The following is a 19,948-nucleotide window of genomic DNA, read 5'->3' as shown; positions in this document are numbered from 1 at the left end:
GAAAAAAGAGATCGAACAGACCCATGAGTGACATTTCAAGATTCATCAATATCGGCGAACGCACGAACGTCGCAGGATCGATCAAGTTCAAAAACCTGATCGTCGAGGAAAATTACGACGCAGCCCTTGAGGTTGCCCGTCAGCAGGTCGAAAATGGCGCACAGATCATCGACATCAATATGGATGATGCGATGCTGGATGCCGAAACGGCGATGGTCAAATTCGTTAATCTTCTGGCGGCCGAACCCGATATTGCCCGTGTGCCGATCATGATCGACAGTTCCAAATGGAACGTGATCGAAGCCGGTCTGAAATGTCTTCAGGGTAAGGGGATAGTCAACTCCATCAGCCTGAAAGAAGGCGAGGAACCCTTTATCAAGCAAGCACGTCTTCTGCGCCGTTATGGTGCCGCCGTCGTCGTGATGGCCTTTGATGAAAAAGGGCAGGCCGATACGGTTACCCGCAAGATCGAGATTTGCGAACGCAGCTATCGCGTGCTGGTCGACAAGGTCGGCTTCCCGCCCGAAGATATCATTTTCGATCCGAACATCTTTGCGGTCGCGACCGGGATCGAGGAACACGACAATTATGCCGTCGATTTCATCGAAGCCTGCAAGCTGATCAAGGAACGCTTGCCATACGCCAAGATTTCCGGCGGTGTTTCCAACGTTTCCTTCTCGTTTAGGGGCAACAACCCGGTCCGCGAAGCGATGCATTCCGTGTTCCTGTATTATGCAACGCAGGCCGGTATGGATATGGGCATCGTCAATGCCGGTCAGCTCGTGGTGTATGAGGAAATCCCGGCTGAACTGCGCGAGCGGGTCGAGGACGTGATCCTGAACCGTCGTCCGGATGCAACCGACCGTTTGCTTGAAGTCGCCGAAAAATACAAGGGCACCGGCGGGCCAGAGAAAAAGGCCGATCTCGAATGGCGCAAAAAGCCGGTTAATGAACGATTGGCCCATGCGCTGGTCAACGGCATTGCCGAGTTCGTCGAAGAAGACACCGAAGAAGCCCGCCAACAGGCTGATAAGCCCCTTCACGTTATCGAAGGGCCGCTGATGGACGGCATGAATGTGGTTGGCGATCTGTTTGGTGCGGGCAAGATGTTCCTGCCGCAGGTGGTCAAATCCGCCCGCGTGATGAAAAAGGCCGTTGCTTACCTGATCCCGTTCATCGAGGAAGAAAAGGACGGTGTGCGCGAAACCAACGGCAAAATCCTGCTGGCGACGGTCAAGGGCGATGTCCATGACATCGGCAAGAACATTGTGGGCGTGGTCCTGCAATGTAACAATTTCGAGGTCCTTGACCTTGGCGTGATGGTGCCGACCCAGAAAATCATCGAAACCGCCAAGGCCGAAAAGGTCGACATGATCGGTCTTTCTGGCCTGATCACGCCATCGCTTGAAGAAATGACCTATGTCGCGGCCGAAATGGAACGCGAAGGGCTCAATATCCCGCTTCTGATCGGTGGCGCAACCACGTCCAAGGTCCATACCGCAGTCAAGATCGCCCCGAACTATAACAAGTCGGTGGTTTACGTGATTGACGCATCGCGTGCGGTGGGGGTTGCAAGCCAGCTTGTATCTGAAACCCACCGTGAACGTTTTGCCGCCGAAATCCGTGCAGAATATATCGCGATGGCGGAAAAACACGCCGCCCAGCAATTGCAGAAAAAACGTTTTGCCATTGCGGACGCGCGCGCCAACAAGGTGCAGCTTGACTGGGAAGCCTATGATGTTCCCGCACCGGCCAAACCGGGCATTACCCGGTTTGAAACCTTTGATCTTGCCGAACTGGTTGAACGGTTCGACTGGAAACCGTTCTTTGAAACCTGGGAACTGCATGGCCGTTTCCCCGATATTCTGAACGACGAGAAGGTTGGCGAAACCGCGCGCGGTCTTTATGAAGACGCCAAGGCGATGCTCAAACGCATTGTCGATGAAAAATGGTTCAAGCCCTGTGCGGTTGTTGGTATCTGGCCGGCCAATTCGGTGGGTGACGATATCGAGGTCACCCCGGCACCCGATCAGAACGAACCGGTAATGCTGCGCACGCTTCGCCAGCAGATGTTCCGTGAAAACAATTCACGCCCGAACCGCGCCCTTGCCGATTACATCGCGCCAAAAGAATCCGGTAAAACCGACTATATCGGTGGTTTTGTCGTCACCGCCGGGCCGCAGGTCGAAGAAATCGCCAAAAAGCTTGAAGCCGAGCATGACGATTACAACGCCATTCTGGTCAAGGCACTGGGCGACCGCTTTGCCGAGGCCTTTGCCGAACGCATGCATGAAAAGGTGCGTAAGGAGCTTTGGGGCTATGCGGCGGATGAAAACCTTCCGAATGCGGAACTGATTGCCGAAAACTATCGCGGTATCCGACCGGCACCGGGCTATCCTGCCTGCCCGGAACATACGGAAAAGCGTACGCTGTGGCAGTTGCTTGATGCCGAAAAGAATGTCGGAGTCAGACTGACCGAAAGCTGTGCCATGACCCCGGCATCCTCGGTCAGCGGGTTCTATTTCGCCCATCCCGAAGCCAAATATTTCGGTCTTGGCAAGATCGAACGCGATCAGGTCGAAAGCTATGCCGAACGCAAGGGCATGACTTTGGCCGAAGCCGAACGCTGGCTGGCACCGAACCTGAATTACGATCCGCGTCAGGCGTGATCGTACAGAACCAAAAAAGCCCCGCAGCTTTCCGGCTGCGGGGCTTTTTTACATTGGGTCGGTCATCAATGCGTCGCGTGGAAAAACTTCCCGCGTTCGGTGATGCCGACAATGATGATAGCCAGCACGGCAAGAGCCAGATAACCGCCCACCAGCGGGATCACCGTGCCATTGAACTGCTGACCGATGATGCCGCCCGCGACAACACCGATCAGGGTGCTGTAAACCCCGATCATCGAGGATGCGGTGCCGGCAATCCGGCCAACCGGTTCCATCGCCAGCGAATTGAAGTTTGGCATGGTCATCGAAAAGCAGAAAAGTGTGACCGTAAGACCCACACCAAACACCGGAAGCGGCGGGGCGCCGTCAAAGGCAAATGCAATGCCCAGATTGATCAGGCTGCTGATTGCCATCACCAGAAGCCCGCCCTGGGAGAGTTTGTGCATGCCGATCTTGCGCACAAGCCGGGCATTGACGAAGGACGAAACGCTCATGCAGGCGGCGATCATCCCGAACACCAGCGGGAACCAGACGCCAAGTCCGTAAACCTCGGTTTCGAAAATCTGCTGGGCCGATCCGATATAAGCCATCAGACAGGCAAACATCAGCCCCATCGCCGTTGCATAACCCAGCGTCTGGCGGTTGGTGATGGTGGTTTTGATATCGCGCGCAATCCGGCTGAGTGACAGTTTATGCCGGTATTCCGGATGCAGTGTTTCGGGCATCCGCAGGCTGTACCAGACGGCAATAATGATCGCCAGCACAAGGGTGCTGACAAAAATCATGTGCCAGTTGGCAAGGGCGAGGATCAGGCTGCCCGATGCCGGGGCAAAGACCGGCACGATGATAAAGATCATCATCACGAACGACATGACACGCGCCATTTCGCGGCCTTCGAAACAGTCACGCGTGATCGCAATCGTCAGGACGCGCGGGGCCGCCGCGCCAAGTCCCTGAACGAAACGCGCGATCAGAAGGTGGTCATAACTGTCGGCAAAAATCGCCATGACCGTGCCGATGGCATAAATCGAAAGACCCAGCATCAAGATACGCTTGCGGCCAAAGCTGTCGGCCAGCGGACCATAAACGATCTGCATCAGGCCAAAGGCAATCATGAAGACATAGATCAGCAACTGCATGCGGTTGCCGTCTTCGATGCCGTAATCGGTGGCAATCGGGCCGAATGCCGGTAACAGGTTATCGATCGAAAGCGCGACCAGACCAATCGTGATCGCCATCAATACCACGAATTCGACAAAACCGGGGAGCGGACGGGCGATGGTGGCGCCCGATTTTTGACTTTCAGTCATTTATCGGAAGTCCTGAAAAAGGAGTTTGTTGTTGTGTGCGGCCAAGTCCCGCCAGCCAAAAGGCCTGTATTGCAACAAACATGCGTTATTTTTCGTTGCAAGATCAATGATGGTTTTTTGAAAGGCAGGTCATTCCCCACTCAAAACAGCATTTTGAACGAACAAAGGTCATTATTTGTGCCTGAAAAATGCTGATAGTGGCAAAAAATATTGGATTTGCCGACCTTTACCTTTTATTCGCAGGAACTTGTAATCATATGATCACATCCTGTTTCACCCGTTCCCGCCGGTACCCCGATATGGCAGAAAAGCTTTTCAAGTCCAACCAACTGCTCAGTCAACTGCGTCGCCTTGTCAAAAGCGAACAGCTTGTGCTGTCGATACTGGCATTGGTGGTCGGGGCCATGGCCGGGGGTGGAACAATCGTGTTTCGCGAAGGATTGCTGTTTTTTCAGGCACTGGTTTATGGCACCGGGGACGAGGCCCTTCATCACTATCTTGTCGATCTGCCATTCTGGCATCTGATGGCGGCCCCGACACTGGGCGGACTTTTTGTCGGCATATTCATCTATAAATTTCTGCCGGAAAAACGCCCGCACGGTGTTGCCGACCTGATTGACGCGGTGGCCTTTCACGATGGGCGCATGTCATCGCGTTGCGGGATCAAAAGCGCATTTGTCAGTGCTGTGTCACTGGGAGCCGGATCGTCACTGGGCCGAGAGGGACCCGTTGCCCATATGGGGGCATCCTTCGGTGCGTGGCTTGCGCGAATACTGCATTTAAGGCGCGGCGCTTCGCGTACTTTGCTTGGCTGTGGTGTCGCATCGGCGGTGGCGGCATCGTTCAATGCGCCGCTGGCCGGGGCCTTGTTTGCCCATGAAGTGGCCCTTGGTCACTACGCATTAACGGCATTTGCCCCGATTGTTCTGGCATCTGTGACCGGCACGATCATAACCCGGCTTTATTATGGTGCCGATGTTGCCTTTTTGCTGCCTGCCCACGAAATCCAGTCCTTCCTTGAATTTCCGGCTTTTATCCTTTTGGGCATCACCGCGGGAATTACCGCAATCTGCGTAACACGCGCGATACCGGTGGTGCAAAAGGCCGCCAAGGCATCCAAAATTCCGCTTTGGTTACGGCCTGCGGTGGCGGGGCTTGTGATTGGTATCGTTGCGATCCAGTTTCCCCAGATTGTCGGGGTTGGATACAGCGCAATGAATGATGCGCTTTACGGTGCTTATGACTGGTCATTCCTGATGCAGCTTTTGTTTATAAAGGCCGCGATGGTCGCGATCTGCATCGGTATGGGCTTTGCGGGCGGCATTTTCAGCCCCGCCCTTTTCCTGGGGGCGATGCTGGGCGGGGCTTTCGGGATTACGGCAACGGCAGTTTTTCCCGACCTTTCATCGGGCTATGGTGCTTATACGCTGATCGGGATGGGGGCAGTCGCCGCTGCCATGCTGGGAGCACCGATTTCAACCACCCTGATGATGTTTGAGCTGACGGGCGACTATGCCCTGACCATTGCGGTGATGGTGGCATCGGTGATTGCATCGGTCATCATGGATCAGTTTCAGGGCGGGTCGTTTTTCGCGTGGCAGCTTAAATGCAGGGGGCTTTCAACCCGATGGGGCAGGGAAGTCAATTTGCTGCGCATGATGAAGGTCGCCGACATCATGAAGGCGGAATACGAAACCGTGCCGCTTGTCGAAGGCATGCCGGGAATACGGGAAAAACTGATTAACGCCCCCTATTCCGAACTGTTTGTTGTTGATGATGATGGCCGGTTGCATGGCACGATCACACTGGCAGATCTGCGCCATGCCGCATTTGACCCGACGATGGGCGAAGAAGTTACCGCAGGCCAGGTCGCCCGATCCAAGCCGCCGGTCCTGCTTAGGACCGACAGTATCGAAAAGGCCGTGCGTTTGATGGAACAAACCGGCGAGGAACACCTGCCGGTGATCAATAATGACGAAGAACGCCTGATGGTGGGCTTCGTCCATGAAAAGGACGCGATGATGGCTTATAACAACGCGCTTCTGGAACTGCAAAGCGAAGAGCGCGGTGATGCGCCGCCCAAGCTGTTCTAGTCCGATCCGTGATGAAGAAGAGCAGCGCTTATATGCGCTGCTCCGTTCAAGGTTCTGTGGCCAATACTATCAGGCGGCCAGTGCAGGTTGGGTTTGACCCGGCCGACCGGACATGACCTGGGCTGCAACACGACTATCAAGACCAGCAACGTTTTCAGGAAGATCGTTTGCAGCCTGTTGGGCGGCAATATCGATTTCCTGACTTTCTTTACGGGTCTCAATTTCTGCCGTTTCGTTACGTTTGTCCTCCTTTGATGGCGGGGTCAAGCTGTCACGAACGGCAGATTTGAATTCTTCCTCGGCATCCTGCTCAGCAAATGCAGGATCGTTTTTGGCCGGATCAGAATTTGACGAGAAGACCCCCTTGGAGGCCTCCTCGCCGGAAGTGGCATCCTTGCCTTGTTCTGCAACATTGGCCATTGCATCGGCAAAGGATGTCGATCCGCTTCCGGTTGCTTGCATTTCCAGCATGACCGTCTGCACCGCATCAGACAAATCGCCGAATTTGGTGCCATAAAAGGTCGGTTGTGCAGATTTGCTGCTTTGAGGTGTTGCGCTAAATGCGCTGTATTTGTCGATACCTTCGGGTCCACCATCCTTAGATACTGAGGTGTTGGGCGACGTTACCGGTAGCCCAAATCCCAATCCAAGAAGACTGTTCATGAAAAATGTCCTTCTTCATGGATGTACACAGCACTACACCACACAAAAGGCGAACCTTTTGCAGGGTGTAACGCGAACCGGAAAAATTCATGCAACTTCAAGACCATTGGCACTTTTCCAAAGGTCTGCTGATGTCAGTAACCTTGTATTGCGCCAAACATATCCGGCGTCAGGGCTTTGTGTGTCTTGGGCGGCATAATTTGCCCATTATCCAACAGGTTATAACCTGCCAACCCTTACGGACGATTGGATAAGTGCAAGGCGATACGCAACAAGCCTGTGATACCGACCGCATGAATTATACCGGGTGTGGAGGCAATAGATGCACGTTCATCTGATTGGGGGGCGCGTCGCGCGAGCATCCAACGATCCGGTGATCAATAACGAGGAAGAACGCCTGATAGTGGGCTTCGTCCATGAAAAGGACGCGATGATGTCCTATAACAACGCGCTTCTGGAACTGCAAAGCGAAGAGCGCGGTGATGCGCCGCCTAAGCTTTTCTGAGGTATTCCCTGAATGTGAAGGCAAAAAAATGCTGCCGGTTTGATTTCGGGGGGCCGGCAGCAAGTTGGTGCTATCGCTTCGTCGGAAGTGAACGGTATTACGCCATCAACTGCGCCATCAGACGGTTGTCGAACGGTGTTGGGCCGTTGCTGGTCGTGGTGGCTGCGTCGTTGCTTGTGCTGCTGACCGACGCGGTTTCATTGGCCGGGGAGGCGGCCATAATTTCGGCAAGGCTGACAATACCGTCTTCGTTGGTATCAAGCGGATCGTAATTTTCGATATCGGATGTTGCGGCACTGTCACCGTCCGATGAACTGCCCGTGCTTTCAGCCGCAGTTGCCGTGGCCGTAGTGGCACCGGGTGGTGGTGCCATGCTTGTCAGGTAATCGTCTTCGGAAATGCTTTCGGCATCACTTCCCGCCATCATCGACCACAGGTTTTCGGTCATTTCATCGCTGACATCATCGGGTTTCCCGGCCAGGAATTCATCCTTGGTCAGCGAGCCGTCATCATCGGTATCAAGGTCATCGAACAGTTGCTGCGCATCGAAACCGCCATCGGTGGCCGATGTGTCGGTGCTTTCCTGCATTTCGAGCAGCATGGCTTTGATCTGATCGGAAAGCTGGTCAACGCTGCCCTGTCCGTTGGCAGCAATTTCCGAAACCGCGTCGACCGCCTGTGTCGAGGCCGTGCTTTGCGCACTGGCGAGCGCAAATCCACCAATGCCTTCTACGCCGCTGCTGCTTTCGGTAGACTGGCTGCTACCGGTCGATTGTGTTTGGCTAAATATTTGCGCAAGACTGGCACTGAGACTGTTGATGCCGCTCATCAGGGGCTCCTTGCGTGGTGATTGTCGTTATGACTGTTCACGCGAGGCGCAGGAAAAACTGGCGCAGAAAAGCAGGCGGAAAAATATTTTCAGGGAAAAAATTGGTCGACGTTCCTGATTTGTTGCACAATAAGCAACCCGATATCGCCACTTGATTGAATGCCAATACTGGCCCCGTTTGCAGAGCATGTTATATATCCCGACATGATGGATGATCCCTTTGAAATCGATGAATTCGCCGCAAGCCCGGAAATGCGCCTTCAGGACGCACCCGCACCGGATTACCTTGCCAATCTGAATGCCGAGCAACGCGAAGCAGTCGAAACGCTTGATGGCCCGTTGCTGGTGCTGGCAGGTGCCGGGACCGGGAAAACGCGCGTTCTGACGACCCGCCTTGCCCATCTGCTGGAAACCAAGGGACAGACGGAGCGCCTGCATCCGCAGCAAATCCTTGCCGTGACCTTTACCAACCGTGCGGCCAAGGAAATGCAGGAACGTGTTGCCCATGCGCTGGGCCGTCCGGTTGAAGGATGGTGGCTGGGGACTTTCCACTCGCTGGCCGCCCGCCTGTTGCGCCGTCATGCCGAACTGGTCGGGTTGCAATCAAACTTCACGATCCTTGATAGCGACGATCAGGTCCGCCTGCTCAAGCAGATCATGGATGCCGAACAGATCGATCAGAAAAAATGGCCCGCCAAGCAGCTGATGGGCATCATCCAGCGCTGGAAGGACAAGGGGCTTTCACCCGAACGGGTCAATGAAAGTGTCGAGTTCGCCAATGGCGGGGCCAAGTACCTTTATAAAATCTATCAGGAACGCCTTGCGGTTCTGAATGCGGCCGATTTCGGCGATCTTTTGCTGCATTGCCTGACCCTGTTCCAGAAACATCCGGAAATCCTGCGCCGCTATCAGGAAACCTTCCGCTATGTTCTGGTCGATGAATATCAGGATACCAACGTGGCCCAATATCTTTGGCTGCGTGCGCTGGCGATGGTTCATCGCAATATCTGCTGTGTCGGTGATGACGATCAGGCGATCTATAGCTGGCGCGGGGCCGAGGTCGGCAACATCCTGCGTTTCGAGTCCGATTTCCCCGGGGCCAAGGTCGTCCGGCTGGAACAGAATTATCGTTCCACGCCCCATATTCTGGCGGCGGCGTCCAAGCTGATCACCTTTAACGATGGTCGTCTGGGCAAGGAGCTTTGGACCGAACTTGATACCGGCGAAAAGGTCTTTGTCAAAGGTGTCTGGGATGGCGAGGCAGAGGCGCGGCTTGTCGGCGAGGATATCGAAGCCCTGCAAAGCCGTGGCATCGGTGCATCCCAGATGGCGATCCTTGTTCGCGCCGGGTTCCAGACCCGCGAGTTTGAGGAACGGCTGATTACATTGGGCATCCCGTACCGGGTTGTCGGCGGACCGCGTTTCTATGAACGTCAGGAAATCCGCGATGCGCTGGCTTATATCCGCATGGTCGCCCAACCTGATGACAGCCTTGCGTTTGAACGCATCGTCAATGTGCCCAAGCGCGGGGTGGGGAAGGCCACCTTGCAAACCCTGCATCAATATTCGCGTGATCAGGCCGTGTCGCTTCCGGCGGCGGCCCTTGATCTGATCGGGACCGAGGAACTCAAACCCAAAATGCGTCAGGCGATTGGCGGGTTGCTGGGTGATTTCAAACGCTGGCGCGAGATGCTTGAAACCACATCGCATGTGGCGGTGCTTGAAACGGTTCTTGATGAAAGCGGCTATACCGATATGTGGCGGACATCGAAGGAAATCGATGCGCCGGGCCGTCTCGAAAACCTTAAAGAACTGGTATCCGCAATTGGCGAGTTTGAAAACCTGACCAGCTTCCTTGAACATGTGTCGCTGGTGATGGAAAACGAACAGAACGCCGATCAGGAAAAAGTCACCATCATGACCCTGCATGCGGCAAAGGGGCTGGAATTTGACTATGTCTTCCTGCCCGGTTGGGAAGAGGGCGTTTTCCCCCATCAGCGCGCCATGGATGAAAGCGGCGTCAAGGGACTTGAGGAAGAACGTCGTCTGGCCTATGTCGGCATCACGCGTGCGCGCAAACGTGCCACGGTTTCCTATGCCGCCAACCGGCGGATTTATAACCAGTGGCAATCGGCCCTGCCGTCGCGCTTTGTCGATGAATTGCCCGACGAGCATGTCGAACGCATCAGCGATACCGGCCTTGGCAATCATCGCGGCAATGTATCGCCGGGTGCATGGGGGGCCGATGACTGGATGAAAATGCCAAGCTGGGCGGATAACAAACCGGCGGAAAGCTATAACCCCTATGGCGGGACCGGCGAACGCCGGTTTGCCAGCGCAGGCTGGCAGGACCGGGTGCGCAAAAACGTGATCGACGTCAAGCCGGACGGTGAAACCAGCTACACAACCAGTTCGAAATCATCGAAATACAAGGTTGGTGATGCGGTACGTCATCGCAAATTCGGCCCCGGCACCGTCAAGGCGGTCGATGGCAACAAGCTTGAAATTCATTTCGAAGGTGTCGGCACAAAGAAAGTGGTCGACAGTTTCATCCTGCCGGGTTAAGCCGCCCGGACATTATTTCTGGTGCGGTCAAATGGCCGCCGCAATCTTGCGAGAAGCGATATGACCGAAACCGTTCGTTGCTATAATTTCACCTTCGAGGTCGATGGCAAATATGCCGCCGCCTTTGCCGAGGCGTTGTATGAGCATTGCGATGCCCTGTCGCATTTCGAACGGCCGGGCGATCCGACCGCACCCTGGAAGGTCGAGGGCTTTTCGGGCGATCACCTTGACAAGACTGCGGTTGAAACCGCCGTATCATTGATGGCATCAGCCGTTGGTGTTGACGTGCCGGTCGTCGAGTTTGGCACTTACGAGCCCAAAGACTGGGTCAGCGACAATCTGCGCAGCTTCAAGCCGATTTCGGTCGGCCGGTTCTATGTCCATGGCTCGCACTGGGAAGACAGCGTGCCGGTGGCCAAAACCGGTTTGCAGGTCGATGCCGGTCTGGCATTCGGATCTGGCGAACATCAAACGACCAAGGGTTGCCTTGCGGCAATCGATTGGATCGCCAAACATTCTTATCGTCACAATGCGCTTGATATGGGCTGTGGCTCCGGCATTCTGGGCATGGCATGTGCCAAAACATGGCGCTGCCCGGTGATGATGGCCGATATCGATGCCGCATCGGTGCGCGTTGCCCGTGAAAATGCCCGGATCAACAAGATCACCGATCTGGTCACCGCGATCCATTCCAACGGCTTTAGCGACGTTCGCATCCGCAATGCCGGTTATTACGACATTGTGTGTGCCAATATCCTTGCCCGCCCGTTGCGCCATATGGCACGCGACCTGCGCGGGACGCTGGCCGATGGCGGTTATGTGGTTCTGTCGGGGCTTCTGTCCCATCAGGAACAGTTTGTTCTGTCGGCCTACCGCGATGTCGGCCTGTCGCTGGTCAAACGTTTCCCGGTCGAAGAATGGACGACGCTGGTGGTTGGCTAAGCCACCAGCAACGCACTGACAAACCGGTAAATCCCGAACCCGCCAAGGATCACGATCAGCAATCCGACAGCGATCATGAGCGGTTTGCGTGGTATGATGCGGACAAGAACGGCGGCAAGCGGTGCGGCGGGCACGCCGCCAATCACCAGTGCCAGTGCCGCCATCCCGAAACTTTCCAGTCCGAAATGCCCGGCAAAGGTCACGGTGATCATCACCGTGACGAAAAATTCCGACGCCGCCGAAGTGCCCAGCATACGGTGCGGTTCGGCATGGCCACGATAGACCAGCGTGCTTGATACGATCGGTCCCCATCCGCCGCCGCCCACCGCATCAAGGAACCCGCCAACCAGACCAAGCGGGGCAAGCCCGCGCATGGCCGCAGGCGGTTGTACCTTGCGCACCGCCTTGGCAATGACCAGAACGCCCAGCGCGCTTAGGTAAAGGGCGACAAACGGCGCAAGATATTCGCCGATCCCCGATGACAGCAACGCCGCCCCGGCAGCGCCGCCGATGGAACCGGCAATCGCCAGTGTCCTGACCATTTTCCAGTCAACATTGCGCGCGAAATGATGTGATGTGCCAGAAACGGCGGTGGTGAAAATCTCGGCGGCGTGCACTGTTGCACTGGCTTGCGCCGGGGGAAGGCCGATGCTGATCAGGAGCGATGTCGATGTCAGGCCATAAGCCATGCCCAGCGCACCATCAACAAGCTGTGCGGCAAAGCCGATCAGAACGATCCACCAGAAAAAGTCGTCCATTTATGTGCGTTGCTCCATCAAGAACACAACGCCGGAATTGTATCGACAGGCCGTGTTTTTGATATCGGCAAATGCGCGTTTGGCGGAATGTCCGCCATGCATAAATGCCGCAGGACATTCTTGTGTTTACTCGGGTCATGGGGCTTTGGGGGCCGGGCTTAACGCCCGCCTGAAATATCAATCAGCGCGCCGGTCACATAGGACGCGTCATCTGACAGCAGCCAATAAATCAGATTGGCGACCTCGTTTGCCTTGCCCGCGCGGCCCAGCGGGCAGTTGGGGCCAAGTTCGGCAACCCGTTCCGGGCGGCCGACACTGCCATGAATGTCGGTATCGATAATGCCCGGTCGCACCGCATTGACCCGAATGCCTTTGGGACCAAGTTCCTTCGAAAGACCAATGGTCAGGGTGTCAATCGCACCTTTGGACCCGGCGTAATCGACATATTCGCCCGGTGATCCGAGTTTGGAGGCCATCGACGATACATTGACGATTGAACCGCCCGCATTTGACAGAGCACGTGCGGCCTCGCGGGCAACGATATAGGCCCCCAGAACATTGGTATCAAACACCGATTTCATCCGTTCGATGCTCATATCCGCCAGATCGCTTTTGGGGGCAACGATCCCGGCATTATTGACAACCGCATCGATTGTTCCGAACCGGTCAAGCGTTGCCTGAAACAGGTCAACAACGTCCTGTTCATATTTCACGTCGCATTTCAGGGCGAAAACATTGCCGGTTCGTCCGGCCCGTTCACACAGCGCGCAGGTTTCATCGGCACTTTCCCTGTTACCGACATAGCTGATGGCGACGTTCCAGTCGTGTTGCGCGCACAGAATGGCCGTGGCACGGCCAATCCCGCGGGAGCCGCCTGTGATCAGGACGGTTTTTGTCATGGATGTTTCCCCGAAAATCAATGTCGGGCGACACTATGGCGCGGGTTTTATGCCGGGGTCAAAAAGAAACGGCCCTGCTGTGGAGTAGCAGGGCCGTCTCAGAGGGAAAGACAAAAAAAGACCGCAAGGATCGCGAACCTTCGATCCTGCGTGGCGTCCTATGGCATCAAAGACCTAGGCGGGCGGGATTGATCCCTATTCCCTGCCCATTGCTGCTACCGAAAGGGTCTGACCCCGATGGTGGCTTTCAGCGTCGTCTGACAGATTGGCAGGGCCTGTATCAAGGCCGAGCGCGGCTCTTTCCGCACGGGTGAGGCGCTCAAGACCGTCATAGGCCGTCTGACGACGACGCGATTGAACAACGCTTTGGGCAGTAATTGGAAAACGGATCACCGTTTTGGTCTCCTGCAAATTGACGTCCCGACGGGTCATCTTTTTGTCACCGGGATGTCATAGTTTAAACTTTCCTTAATTTGCATTGCGAAGCTTGCAGGGCTTTCATACCCATGATGCATGTGGTGGTATAGGACCAGAACAGGTGTAGTTTATTGCGGACCTGATCTGACGCGCAGGAAGGCGTTTTATGGCATTCCATCTTGCAAGTGATCAGCGAAAACCCTTAGATAGCTTTGGTCGGATGCTGCCCCACGCATAGAAACGAGGATTTTGATGACCCTTCCCGGCGATACCCAACTTGCTGCCATGCTTGAACGTGACGGCGTTAACAAGGACGTTACTGCCATTGTCGATCTGATCGACGGTGTTCTTGCCAGTGCCAATGGCGATACGCGAACCGATTGGCTTGATCTGGTCGGTGGCAAGCTTGGCGATGATCTGAAATCGGCCCTGCTGGCATTGCGTGATGAACGCAAATCGGAATTTCTGTATGCCAAGGATGGCTATGATGCTGCCGGTCGGGTTGATGCCCTTCGCAAATATCTTTCGGCAAAGGGTGTCGATGGCTTCGTCGTACCGCGATCTGATGAACATCAGGGTGAATATGTTCCTGCCTGTGCCGAACGTCTGGCGTGGCTGACCGGCTTTACCGGGTCGGCCGGGGCGGCGGTGGTGCTTGCCGACAAGGCCGCAGTATTTGTCGATGGCCGTTACACCATTCAGGTCCGCCAGCAGGTGAACCGTGACATTTACGAATATCGTCATCTGGTCGATGAGCCGGTTGTCGGCTGGATCCACGACAATCTGAAATCGGGACAGAAGCTGGCCTATGACCCGCATTTGCATACCGTGCAGCAGGCCGAACATCTGCGCGGTGCGTGCAAGGGTGTCGGTGCCGAACTGGTCGCAATCGAACCCAATCCGATTGATGTTCTGTGGCATAAACAGCCCGCCATGCCGATAGCGCCCGTTCGTCCACATCTTCTGGAACATGCCGGTAAATCAAACGCGGAAAAACGTAAACAGATTGCCGAAATGCTCGAAAAGCTGGAATGCGACAGTGCGGTGATTTCCGCGCCTGACAGCATCGCCTGGCTTTTGAATATCCGTGGCGGCGATGTACCCCATATTCCGCTGCCGTTGGGATATGCCATCATTCATGGCGATGCATCGGTTGATCTGTTTATGGATGAACGCAAGTTTGCGGCTGAAACCGTCAAATGGCTTGAAAACGATGCGACCCTCCGCCAGCCCGGCGAACTCGAAGAAGCCCTTGGCGCGTTGGGCAATCAGTCGGTCCGCCTGGACGAGGCAACCGCATCCGACTGGCTGCGCATGAAGCTTGCCGATGCCGGTGCAACCATGCGGATCGGCCGTGATCCGGTGGCATTGCCCAAGGCCTGCAAGAACGAGGTCGAGCTTGAAGGATCGCGCAAGGCGCACAAACGCGACGGCGAAAAGATCATTCGTTATTTCGCGTGGCTCGACGAAGCTGCTGCCGATGGCAGCATTGACGAACGCATGGCTGCGGACAAACTTCTCGCACTTCGTGCCGAAGATCCGTTATTCCGCGATACCAGTTTCGAAACCATTCCGGGCAGCGGCCCGAACGGTGCTTTGTGCCATTATCGCAATACCCCCGAAACCAATCGCAAACTTTCGCCGGGCGAAATTTTCCTGATCGATAGTGGCGGGCAGTATCTGGACGGTACCACCGATATCACGCGGACAACCGTGATCGGACAGCCGACCCAGGAACATCGGGATCGGTTCACCCGTGTGCTGAAGGGGCATATCGCGCTTGCGCGCGCGATTTTCCCGGTCGGCACCACCGGCCAGCAGTTGGATACCCTTGCCCGAGCGCCGCTTTGGGAAGCCGGTCTTGATTTCGACCACGGCACCGGGCATGGCGTTGGCAGTTACCTTGGTGTTCACGAAGGTCCGCAGCGGATTTCCAAAGCCCCGAACAAGATCGCGCTTAAACCGGGTATGATCCTGTCGAACGAGCCGGGTTTCTATAAGGAAGGCGAATACGGCATTCGGATTGAAAACCTGATAGCGGTTGTCGAGATTGATGGTCCGGTCGGGGCGGATCGCCCGATGCTGGGCTTTGAAACGCTGACCTTCTCGCCGATTGAACGCAAACTGATTGATCCGGAACTGATGACCAAGGACGAATTGCAGTGGCTGAACGATTACCACGCGCAGGTCTATGCGATGTATGCCGACGATCTTGACGAAGATCTTCTTGAATGGCTGCAAAAGGCAACGGCACCGATCAAGAAACGTGCGGCGTAAGTTCCCCCTATCAAGTCAAGGCATATCACAAAACCGTCCCGACATATCGGGGCGGTTTTTTCGTTTTAACACGCCTGACAGCGTGGTCTTTTTGCCTTATGAATAAAACATTGGATCGATTCAATTGTGGGCATGGCCCCAAAGAAAATAATCAGGAGGAAGACATGGCGTCAGTGGAAGAAGGCTGGAATGCCAATCCCGCGCGATACGACAATGCAACCTATAACCGTTCGGGCAAAAGCGGCCTGATGCTGCCGCAGATCACGCTTGGCCTTTGGCAGAATTTTGGTGGTGTTGACGTTTTTGAAACGCAGCGTGCCATGATCCGGCGTGCCTTTGATCGCGGTGTCATCCATTTCGATCTTGCAAACAACTATGGCCCGCCCCCCGGATCGGCCGAAGAAAATTTTGGCAAGGTGCTGGCAAAGGATCTGAAATCCCATCGCGACGAACTGGTGATTTCGACCAAGGCGGGTTACCGCATGTGGCCGGGGCCGTACGGCGAATGGGGTTCGCGCAAATATCTGATTTCAAGTCTGGATCAAAGCCTGTCGCGCATGGGTCTTGATTACGTGGATATTTTCTATTCGCACCGTGTTGATCCGAACACGCCGCTTGCCGAAACCATGGGCGCACTCGATCAGATCGTGCGTTCGGGCAAGGCGCTTTATGTCGGCATTTCGTCCTATTCCGCCGAAATGGCCCGCAAGGCGCAGGCGATCCTTACTGATCTGGGCACGCCCTGCGTCATTCATCAGCCATCCTATTCGATGCTGAACCGCTGGGTCGAAACCGAAGGTCTGCTTGATACCCTGTCCGAACTTGGCATTGGCTGCATTGCATTCTCGCCGCTTGCGCAAGGGCTTCTGACCAACAAATACCTGAATGGTGTGCCGGAAAATTCCCGTGCAGCCCTTGAAGGATCGTTCCAGCCCGGCATGCTGTCCGAAGACAACCTGAACCGTGTGCGCGCCCTGAACGAAATCGCCAAACGCCGCGGCCAGACATTGGCACAGATGGCGATTGCTTGGGTGCTGCGTCGCCCGGAAATCACATCGGCCCTGATTGGCGCGCGTCATGTCGAACAGCTTGATAACAGCCTTGATGCCCTGAACAATCTTGAATTCAGTGCCGAGGAACTGGCTGAGATCGATAAATACGCGACCGATGGCGGCCTGAACCTGTGGCAGAAATCATCTGATTCCGAAGCCCCGGTCTGATCGGTCCAAAGTCTTTCCATCAAACCCCGGTACGTTTGTCGTGCCGGGGTTTTCTTTTCAGTTATCAGCCATCGGCATGGTGCCGGCCAGATCGCGCAGGGTATCAAGCACGGCCTTGGCCCCGGTACTTAGCGGGCGATCCTGAAGCCACGACAACATCACCTTGCGCGATAGCTGCGGGTTGACGATCCGCCGTGCCTTAAGCCGACCGGTCGAAAGTTCCATCACAAGCGAGCTTCGTGGCAAAACCGTATGGCCCAGATCGCGATGCACCAGATCGACCAGAACCCGCAACGCATCGGCTTCGACCACCGGGGTCAGGGGACGACCGGCACGGAATGCTGCTTCCTGCATCTTGGCGCGCAACCCGTGTTTTGGCGTTGGCATGATAAGCGGTAGGGCCAATACATCTTCATAGGCAATTTCGGTTTCGCCTTCGCCAACGCGCGACGGATGGGAAATCAGAAACAGGTCTTCGCGCCACAATGGTTCTGCATGCAGGCTTCGCGAAATCATGCCGTCATGCAGGATGCCGATATCAAGACGACCCGATAGCAATCCTTCCTGCACGTCACCTGTCAGATCCTCGGCAATCGAGATATTCAGATCGGGATAGCGTTCACGCAATGCTTCGACCAGTGCGCCGGTAATGACGATCCCCGCACTGGGCGGCACACCGACATGAACATGACCGGTCACCTTGCTGCGTCGCGCCGAAAGATCGGCCTCCAGCCTTGCGAGATCACCCAGAATAACCCGTGCCCGTTCCGCCAGCATCTGACCGGCTTCGGTCAGTTTGACCCCACGTCCGGTCCGTTCCAGCAGGCGGGTATCAAGTGCCTCTTCCAGAAGGTTAAGCTGTCGGCTCAGGGCTGGTTGCGACAGGTTAAGCCGGTCGGCCGCGCGCGACAGGCTGCCAAGTTCGGCAATGTGAACAAAGCTTCGAAGCTGTTTGATGTCCATTTATCTGCAATCCAAAAGGAATATGAACCGGCGTATGTTTTGTTAGATATAGCAAATCCTGATATCTGATAACATTTAATTCGAATTGAATAATGGCTATGCGCGGCAGATAGTTAAGGTCGAGAGAGACCGGAGACAATAATGACAAAACCATCCGCGCCAGCAGATGCCAAATCCGTGGCAAAGCCATCGGGTTCGGCCCTGACCCTTGTATTGCTGTCGACTGTGGCATTCGCGATGAAGGGGCTGTTGGCAAAATATGTTTATGCCACCGGCATGACGGTGGATGGTTTGCTGCTGCTGCGTTTTCTGATCGCGATGCCGTTTTTCTGGATCGGTGTTTATCTGTTTGGCAAACACCGACCGGGCGAACGTACGATGAAGCCGGTCGATATTCTCTGGGGCGCGCTTTATGGCGGGCTGTTCTTTGCCGCTGCCCTGTTTGATTTTACCGCCGTGTCGGTGATTGATGTCACCGTCTCGCGGATCGTGCTTTTCACATTCCCGGCCATCGTCCTGATCCTTGAATGCCTGCATAAGTGGCGGCTTCCTCCCTTGCGCCAGTTTGTCTGCTTTGCGGTTACTTATGTCGGGTTGGTACTGGTTCTCGCCCCCAACGGGATCGGTGCCGTTTCAGATCAGCTTTGGCTGGGAGCGTCGCTCGCGTTTGCATCCGCCCTGACTTACGCCTGTTACCTTTATTTCGGGCAGCGGATGATTTCGGTCATTGGATCAATGCATTTTGCCGCCATGGTCAATACCATGGCAGGTGTATCAATGATCATCTATGAACTGATCGTCACCAAGCCGCTAAATCTGAATGTCGATGGGGTTTTGTGGACCGCGGGTATTTCGATCTTCTGCACCGTGATCCCGTTCTTTCTGCTGTTTGAAGGTATTCGGCGGATCGGGGCGACACAGGCAGCACTGATTTCGCTTTCGGGCCCTGCCATGACATTCTTTGCTGCCTGGCTACTACTGGGCGAAGTTCTGACCACGGCACAAGCCCTTGGCTTTGCTATCGTCATTGTTGGTGTGGCATCGATCAAGAATGGTGTGACACTGGCCGGTCTTGGTCGGTTACTGGCCCGTCCGTTCTTTTCGGCAACCGGTCGTGGTTCGGGGGATGCCAACGCGACAGACACAGACGGCGAACCGGCAGCTGGTGCGCCGGGCAAAGGCGCGTGACAGTGGCCTTTATTCGTCACGTTGCCAGCGGCGGACTTCGGTTTGATGTTCCGGCAACCTTTCTCCGCGTCGCCACAGCAGCGGGTCGATGAACTGCCCGGCCCATACCCCTGAACGACTTTGGCGTGCGCTGTTTTCAGCCGCAGCATAAGATGGCATTTCGTCGGTCCGTGCCACGGCCATGCCGCGTGCAATCATGCTTTGGCCGATATCAATCCCGTTGGCATTGCGACAGATCGCCATGTTGCGATGGTACCGGTTCTTGCCCTGCACCTTGCAGGTAATTGGCCCGGCTGCAATCAAATTGGTAACGACCTGCCAGGCATCTGCACCGCATGCCGTGGTTTGACCATTCACGATGCATCGCTGGAACCGTTCAAGCGCGTCCGCCCCCCAAAGATCAACGCGTTTGAAACCAAACTCCAGCGTGTCGCCATCAACCGCACGCGCCTTGCCAACCAGTTCATCGAAATCGGGGTCGGCTAGTGCCGGACTCGCGACGAAAAAGGCCGTAACCGTTCCCAGAACAAGCATGGTTTTGAAGAAATGCATCGGGCTCATGGTTTATCTGACTGTGTGATCGGCCAAGTATCTATCTTGTGCTGTCTGTCGGCAGAAATCAAAGAAAGTATTGGTTCAGGCGGCAGTTG

At 55.5% G+C, this 19,948-nt stretch carries 16 protein-coding genes; 8 read left to right on the top strand and 8 right to left on the bottom strand.

The window, feature by feature from the left end; translation table 11 throughout:
- The first annotated feature begins 23 nt into the window (after positions 1 to 23).
- Positions 24 to 2,669, top strand: a complete 2,646-nt coding sequence (gene metH / locus IT971_RS16990; RefSeq protein WP_074624786.1) for a methionine synthase — start codon at positions 24 to 26, stop codon at positions 2,667 to 2,669.
- Positions 2,670 to 2,734: 65 nt separating this feature from the next.
- On the opposite strand, the gene IT971_RS16985 is transcribed toward metH, so the two are convergent.
- Positions 2,735 to 3,979 carry a multidrug effflux MFS transporter gene (locus IT971_RS16985; protein WP_063095063.1) on the bottom strand — a complete coding sequence of 415 codons (1,245 nt, stop codon included), beginning with the start codon at positions 3,977 to 3,979 and terminating at the stop codon, positions 2,735 to 2,737.
- A 299-nt stretch (positions 3,980 to 4,278) separates the two neighbouring features.
- On the opposite strand from IT971_RS16985, the gene IT971_RS16980 reads away from it, so the two are divergent.
- Positions 4,279 to 6,072, top strand: coding sequence for a chloride channel protein (locus IT971_RS16980; RefSeq protein WP_063095135.1), 1,794 nt, complete (start codon positions 4,279 to 4,281; stop codon positions 6,070 to 6,072).
- A gap of 69 nt (positions 6,073 to 6,141) precedes the next feature.
- On the opposite strand, the gene IT971_RS16975 is transcribed toward IT971_RS16980, so the two are convergent.
- The gene (locus IT971_RS16975; protein ID WP_063095065.1) at positions 6,142 to 6,735 is read right to left on the bottom strand and encodes a hypothetical protein; all 594 of its coding nucleotides are present in this window, start codon (positions 6,733 to 6,735) and stop codon (positions 6,142 to 6,144) included.
- A gap of 322 nt (positions 6,736 to 7,057) precedes the next feature.
- Here IT971_RS16975 and IT971_RS16970 point away from each other — a divergent pair, with 322 nt between their 5' ends.
- Positions 7,058 to 7,240: a hypothetical protein gene (locus IT971_RS16970; RefSeq protein WP_063095067.1), complete on the top strand. Its 183-nt coding sequence runs from the start codon at positions 7,058 to 7,060 to the stop codon at positions 7,238 to 7,240.
- A gap of 97 nt (positions 7,241 to 7,337) precedes the next feature.
- On the opposite strand, the gene IT971_RS16965 is transcribed toward IT971_RS16970, so the two are convergent.
- Positions 7,338 to 8,069 carry a hypothetical protein gene (locus IT971_RS16965; protein WP_063095069.1) on the bottom strand — a complete coding sequence of 244 codons (732 nt, stop codon included), beginning with the start codon at positions 8,067 to 8,069 and terminating at the stop codon, positions 7,338 to 7,340.
- A gap of 207 nt (positions 8,070 to 8,276) precedes the next feature.
- Here IT971_RS16965 and IT971_RS16960 point away from each other — a divergent pair, with 207 nt between their 5' ends.
- Both IT971_RS16960 and IT971_RS16955 read left to right on the top strand, forming a co-directional pair.
- Complete coding sequence (locus IT971_RS16960; protein WP_063095137.1) at positions 8,277 to 10,634, top strand: ATP-dependent helicase; 2,358 nt, start codon at positions 8,277 to 8,279, stop codon at positions 10,632 to 10,634.
- Positions 10,635 to 10,694: 60 nt separating this feature from the next.
- A complete protein-coding gene (locus IT971_RS16955; protein ID WP_063095139.1) occupies positions 10,695 to 11,576 on the top strand; it encodes a 50S ribosomal protein L11 methyltransferase in 882 nt (293 codons plus the stop codon).
- Here IT971_RS16955 and IT971_RS16950 read toward each other — a convergent pair.
- The 3 genes from IT971_RS16950 to IT971_RS16940 all read right to left on the bottom strand — a co-directional run bounded on the left by IT971_RS16950 (position 11,573) and on the right by IT971_RS16940 (position 13,665).
- Complete coding sequence (locus tag IT971_RS16950) at positions 11,573 to 12,334, bottom strand: sulfite exporter TauE/SafE family protein (protein ID WP_063095071.1); 762 nt, start codon at positions 12,332 to 12,334, stop codon at positions 11,573 to 11,575. The two genes, IT971_RS16955 and IT971_RS16950, sit on opposite strands and share 4 nt — an antisense overlap.
- A gap of 158 nt (positions 12,335 to 12,492) precedes the next feature.
- On the bottom strand, positions 12,493 to 13,233 hold the full coding sequence (locus IT971_RS16945) for an SDR family oxidoreductase (protein WP_063095073.1): 741 nt from the start codon (positions 13,231 to 13,233) through the stop codon (positions 12,493 to 12,495).
- Between the two features lie 195 nt (positions 13,234 to 13,428).
- Positions 13,429 to 13,665, bottom strand: a complete 237-nt coding sequence (locus IT971_RS16940; RefSeq protein WP_007089778.1) for a hypothetical protein — start codon at positions 13,663 to 13,665, stop codon at positions 13,429 to 13,431.
- 237 nt (positions 13,666 to 13,902) lie between these two features.
- On the opposite strand from IT971_RS16940, the gene IT971_RS16935 reads away from it, so the two are divergent.
- Both IT971_RS16935 and mgrA read left to right on the top strand, forming a co-directional pair.
- On the top strand, positions 13,903 to 15,927 hold the full coding sequence (locus IT971_RS16935) for an aminopeptidase P family protein (protein WP_063095075.1): 2,025 nt from the start codon (positions 13,903 to 13,905) through the stop codon (positions 15,925 to 15,927).
- 164 nt (positions 15,928 to 16,091) lie between these two features.
- Positions 16,092 to 17,147: an L-glyceraldehyde 3-phosphate reductase gene (gene mgrA, locus IT971_RS16930; protein WP_063095140.1), complete on the top strand. Its 1,056-nt coding sequence runs from the start codon at positions 16,092 to 16,094 to the stop codon at positions 17,145 to 17,147.
- A 57-nt stretch (positions 17,148 to 17,204) separates the two neighbouring features.
- Here the strand turns inward: mgrA and IT971_RS16925 are convergent, their stop codons facing one another.
- Complete coding sequence (locus tag IT971_RS16925; RefSeq protein ID WP_037992114.1) at positions 17,205 to 18,110, bottom strand: LysR family transcriptional regulator; 906 nt, start codon at positions 18,108 to 18,110, stop codon at positions 17,205 to 17,207.
- 141 nt (positions 18,111 to 18,251) lie between these two features.
- Here IT971_RS16925 and IT971_RS16920 point away from each other — a divergent pair, with 141 nt between their 5' ends.
- Positions 18,252 to 19,298: a DMT family transporter gene (locus IT971_RS16920; protein ID WP_063095077.1), complete on the top strand. Its 1,047-nt coding sequence runs from the start codon at positions 18,252 to 18,254 to the stop codon at positions 19,296 to 19,298.
- Between the two features lie 9 nt (positions 19,299 to 19,307).
- Here IT971_RS16920 and IT971_RS16915 read toward each other — a convergent pair whose 3' ends face one another.
- Positions 19,308 to 19,859: a thermonuclease family protein gene (locus tag IT971_RS16915; protein WP_063095080.1), complete on the bottom strand. Its 552-nt coding sequence runs from the start codon at positions 19,857 to 19,859 to the stop codon at positions 19,308 to 19,310.
- Positions 19,860 to 19,948 lie beyond the last annotated feature (89 nt).

The organism is Thalassospira sp. B30-1, from assembly GCF_015767575.1.
Lineage (GTDB): Bacteria > Pseudomonadota > Alphaproteobacteria > Rhodospirillales > Thalassospiraceae > Thalassospira > Thalassospira xiamenensis.
The sequence above is the reverse complement of the archived record's forward strand: the minus strand, read 5'-3'. Positions and strand labels throughout refer to the sequence as shown.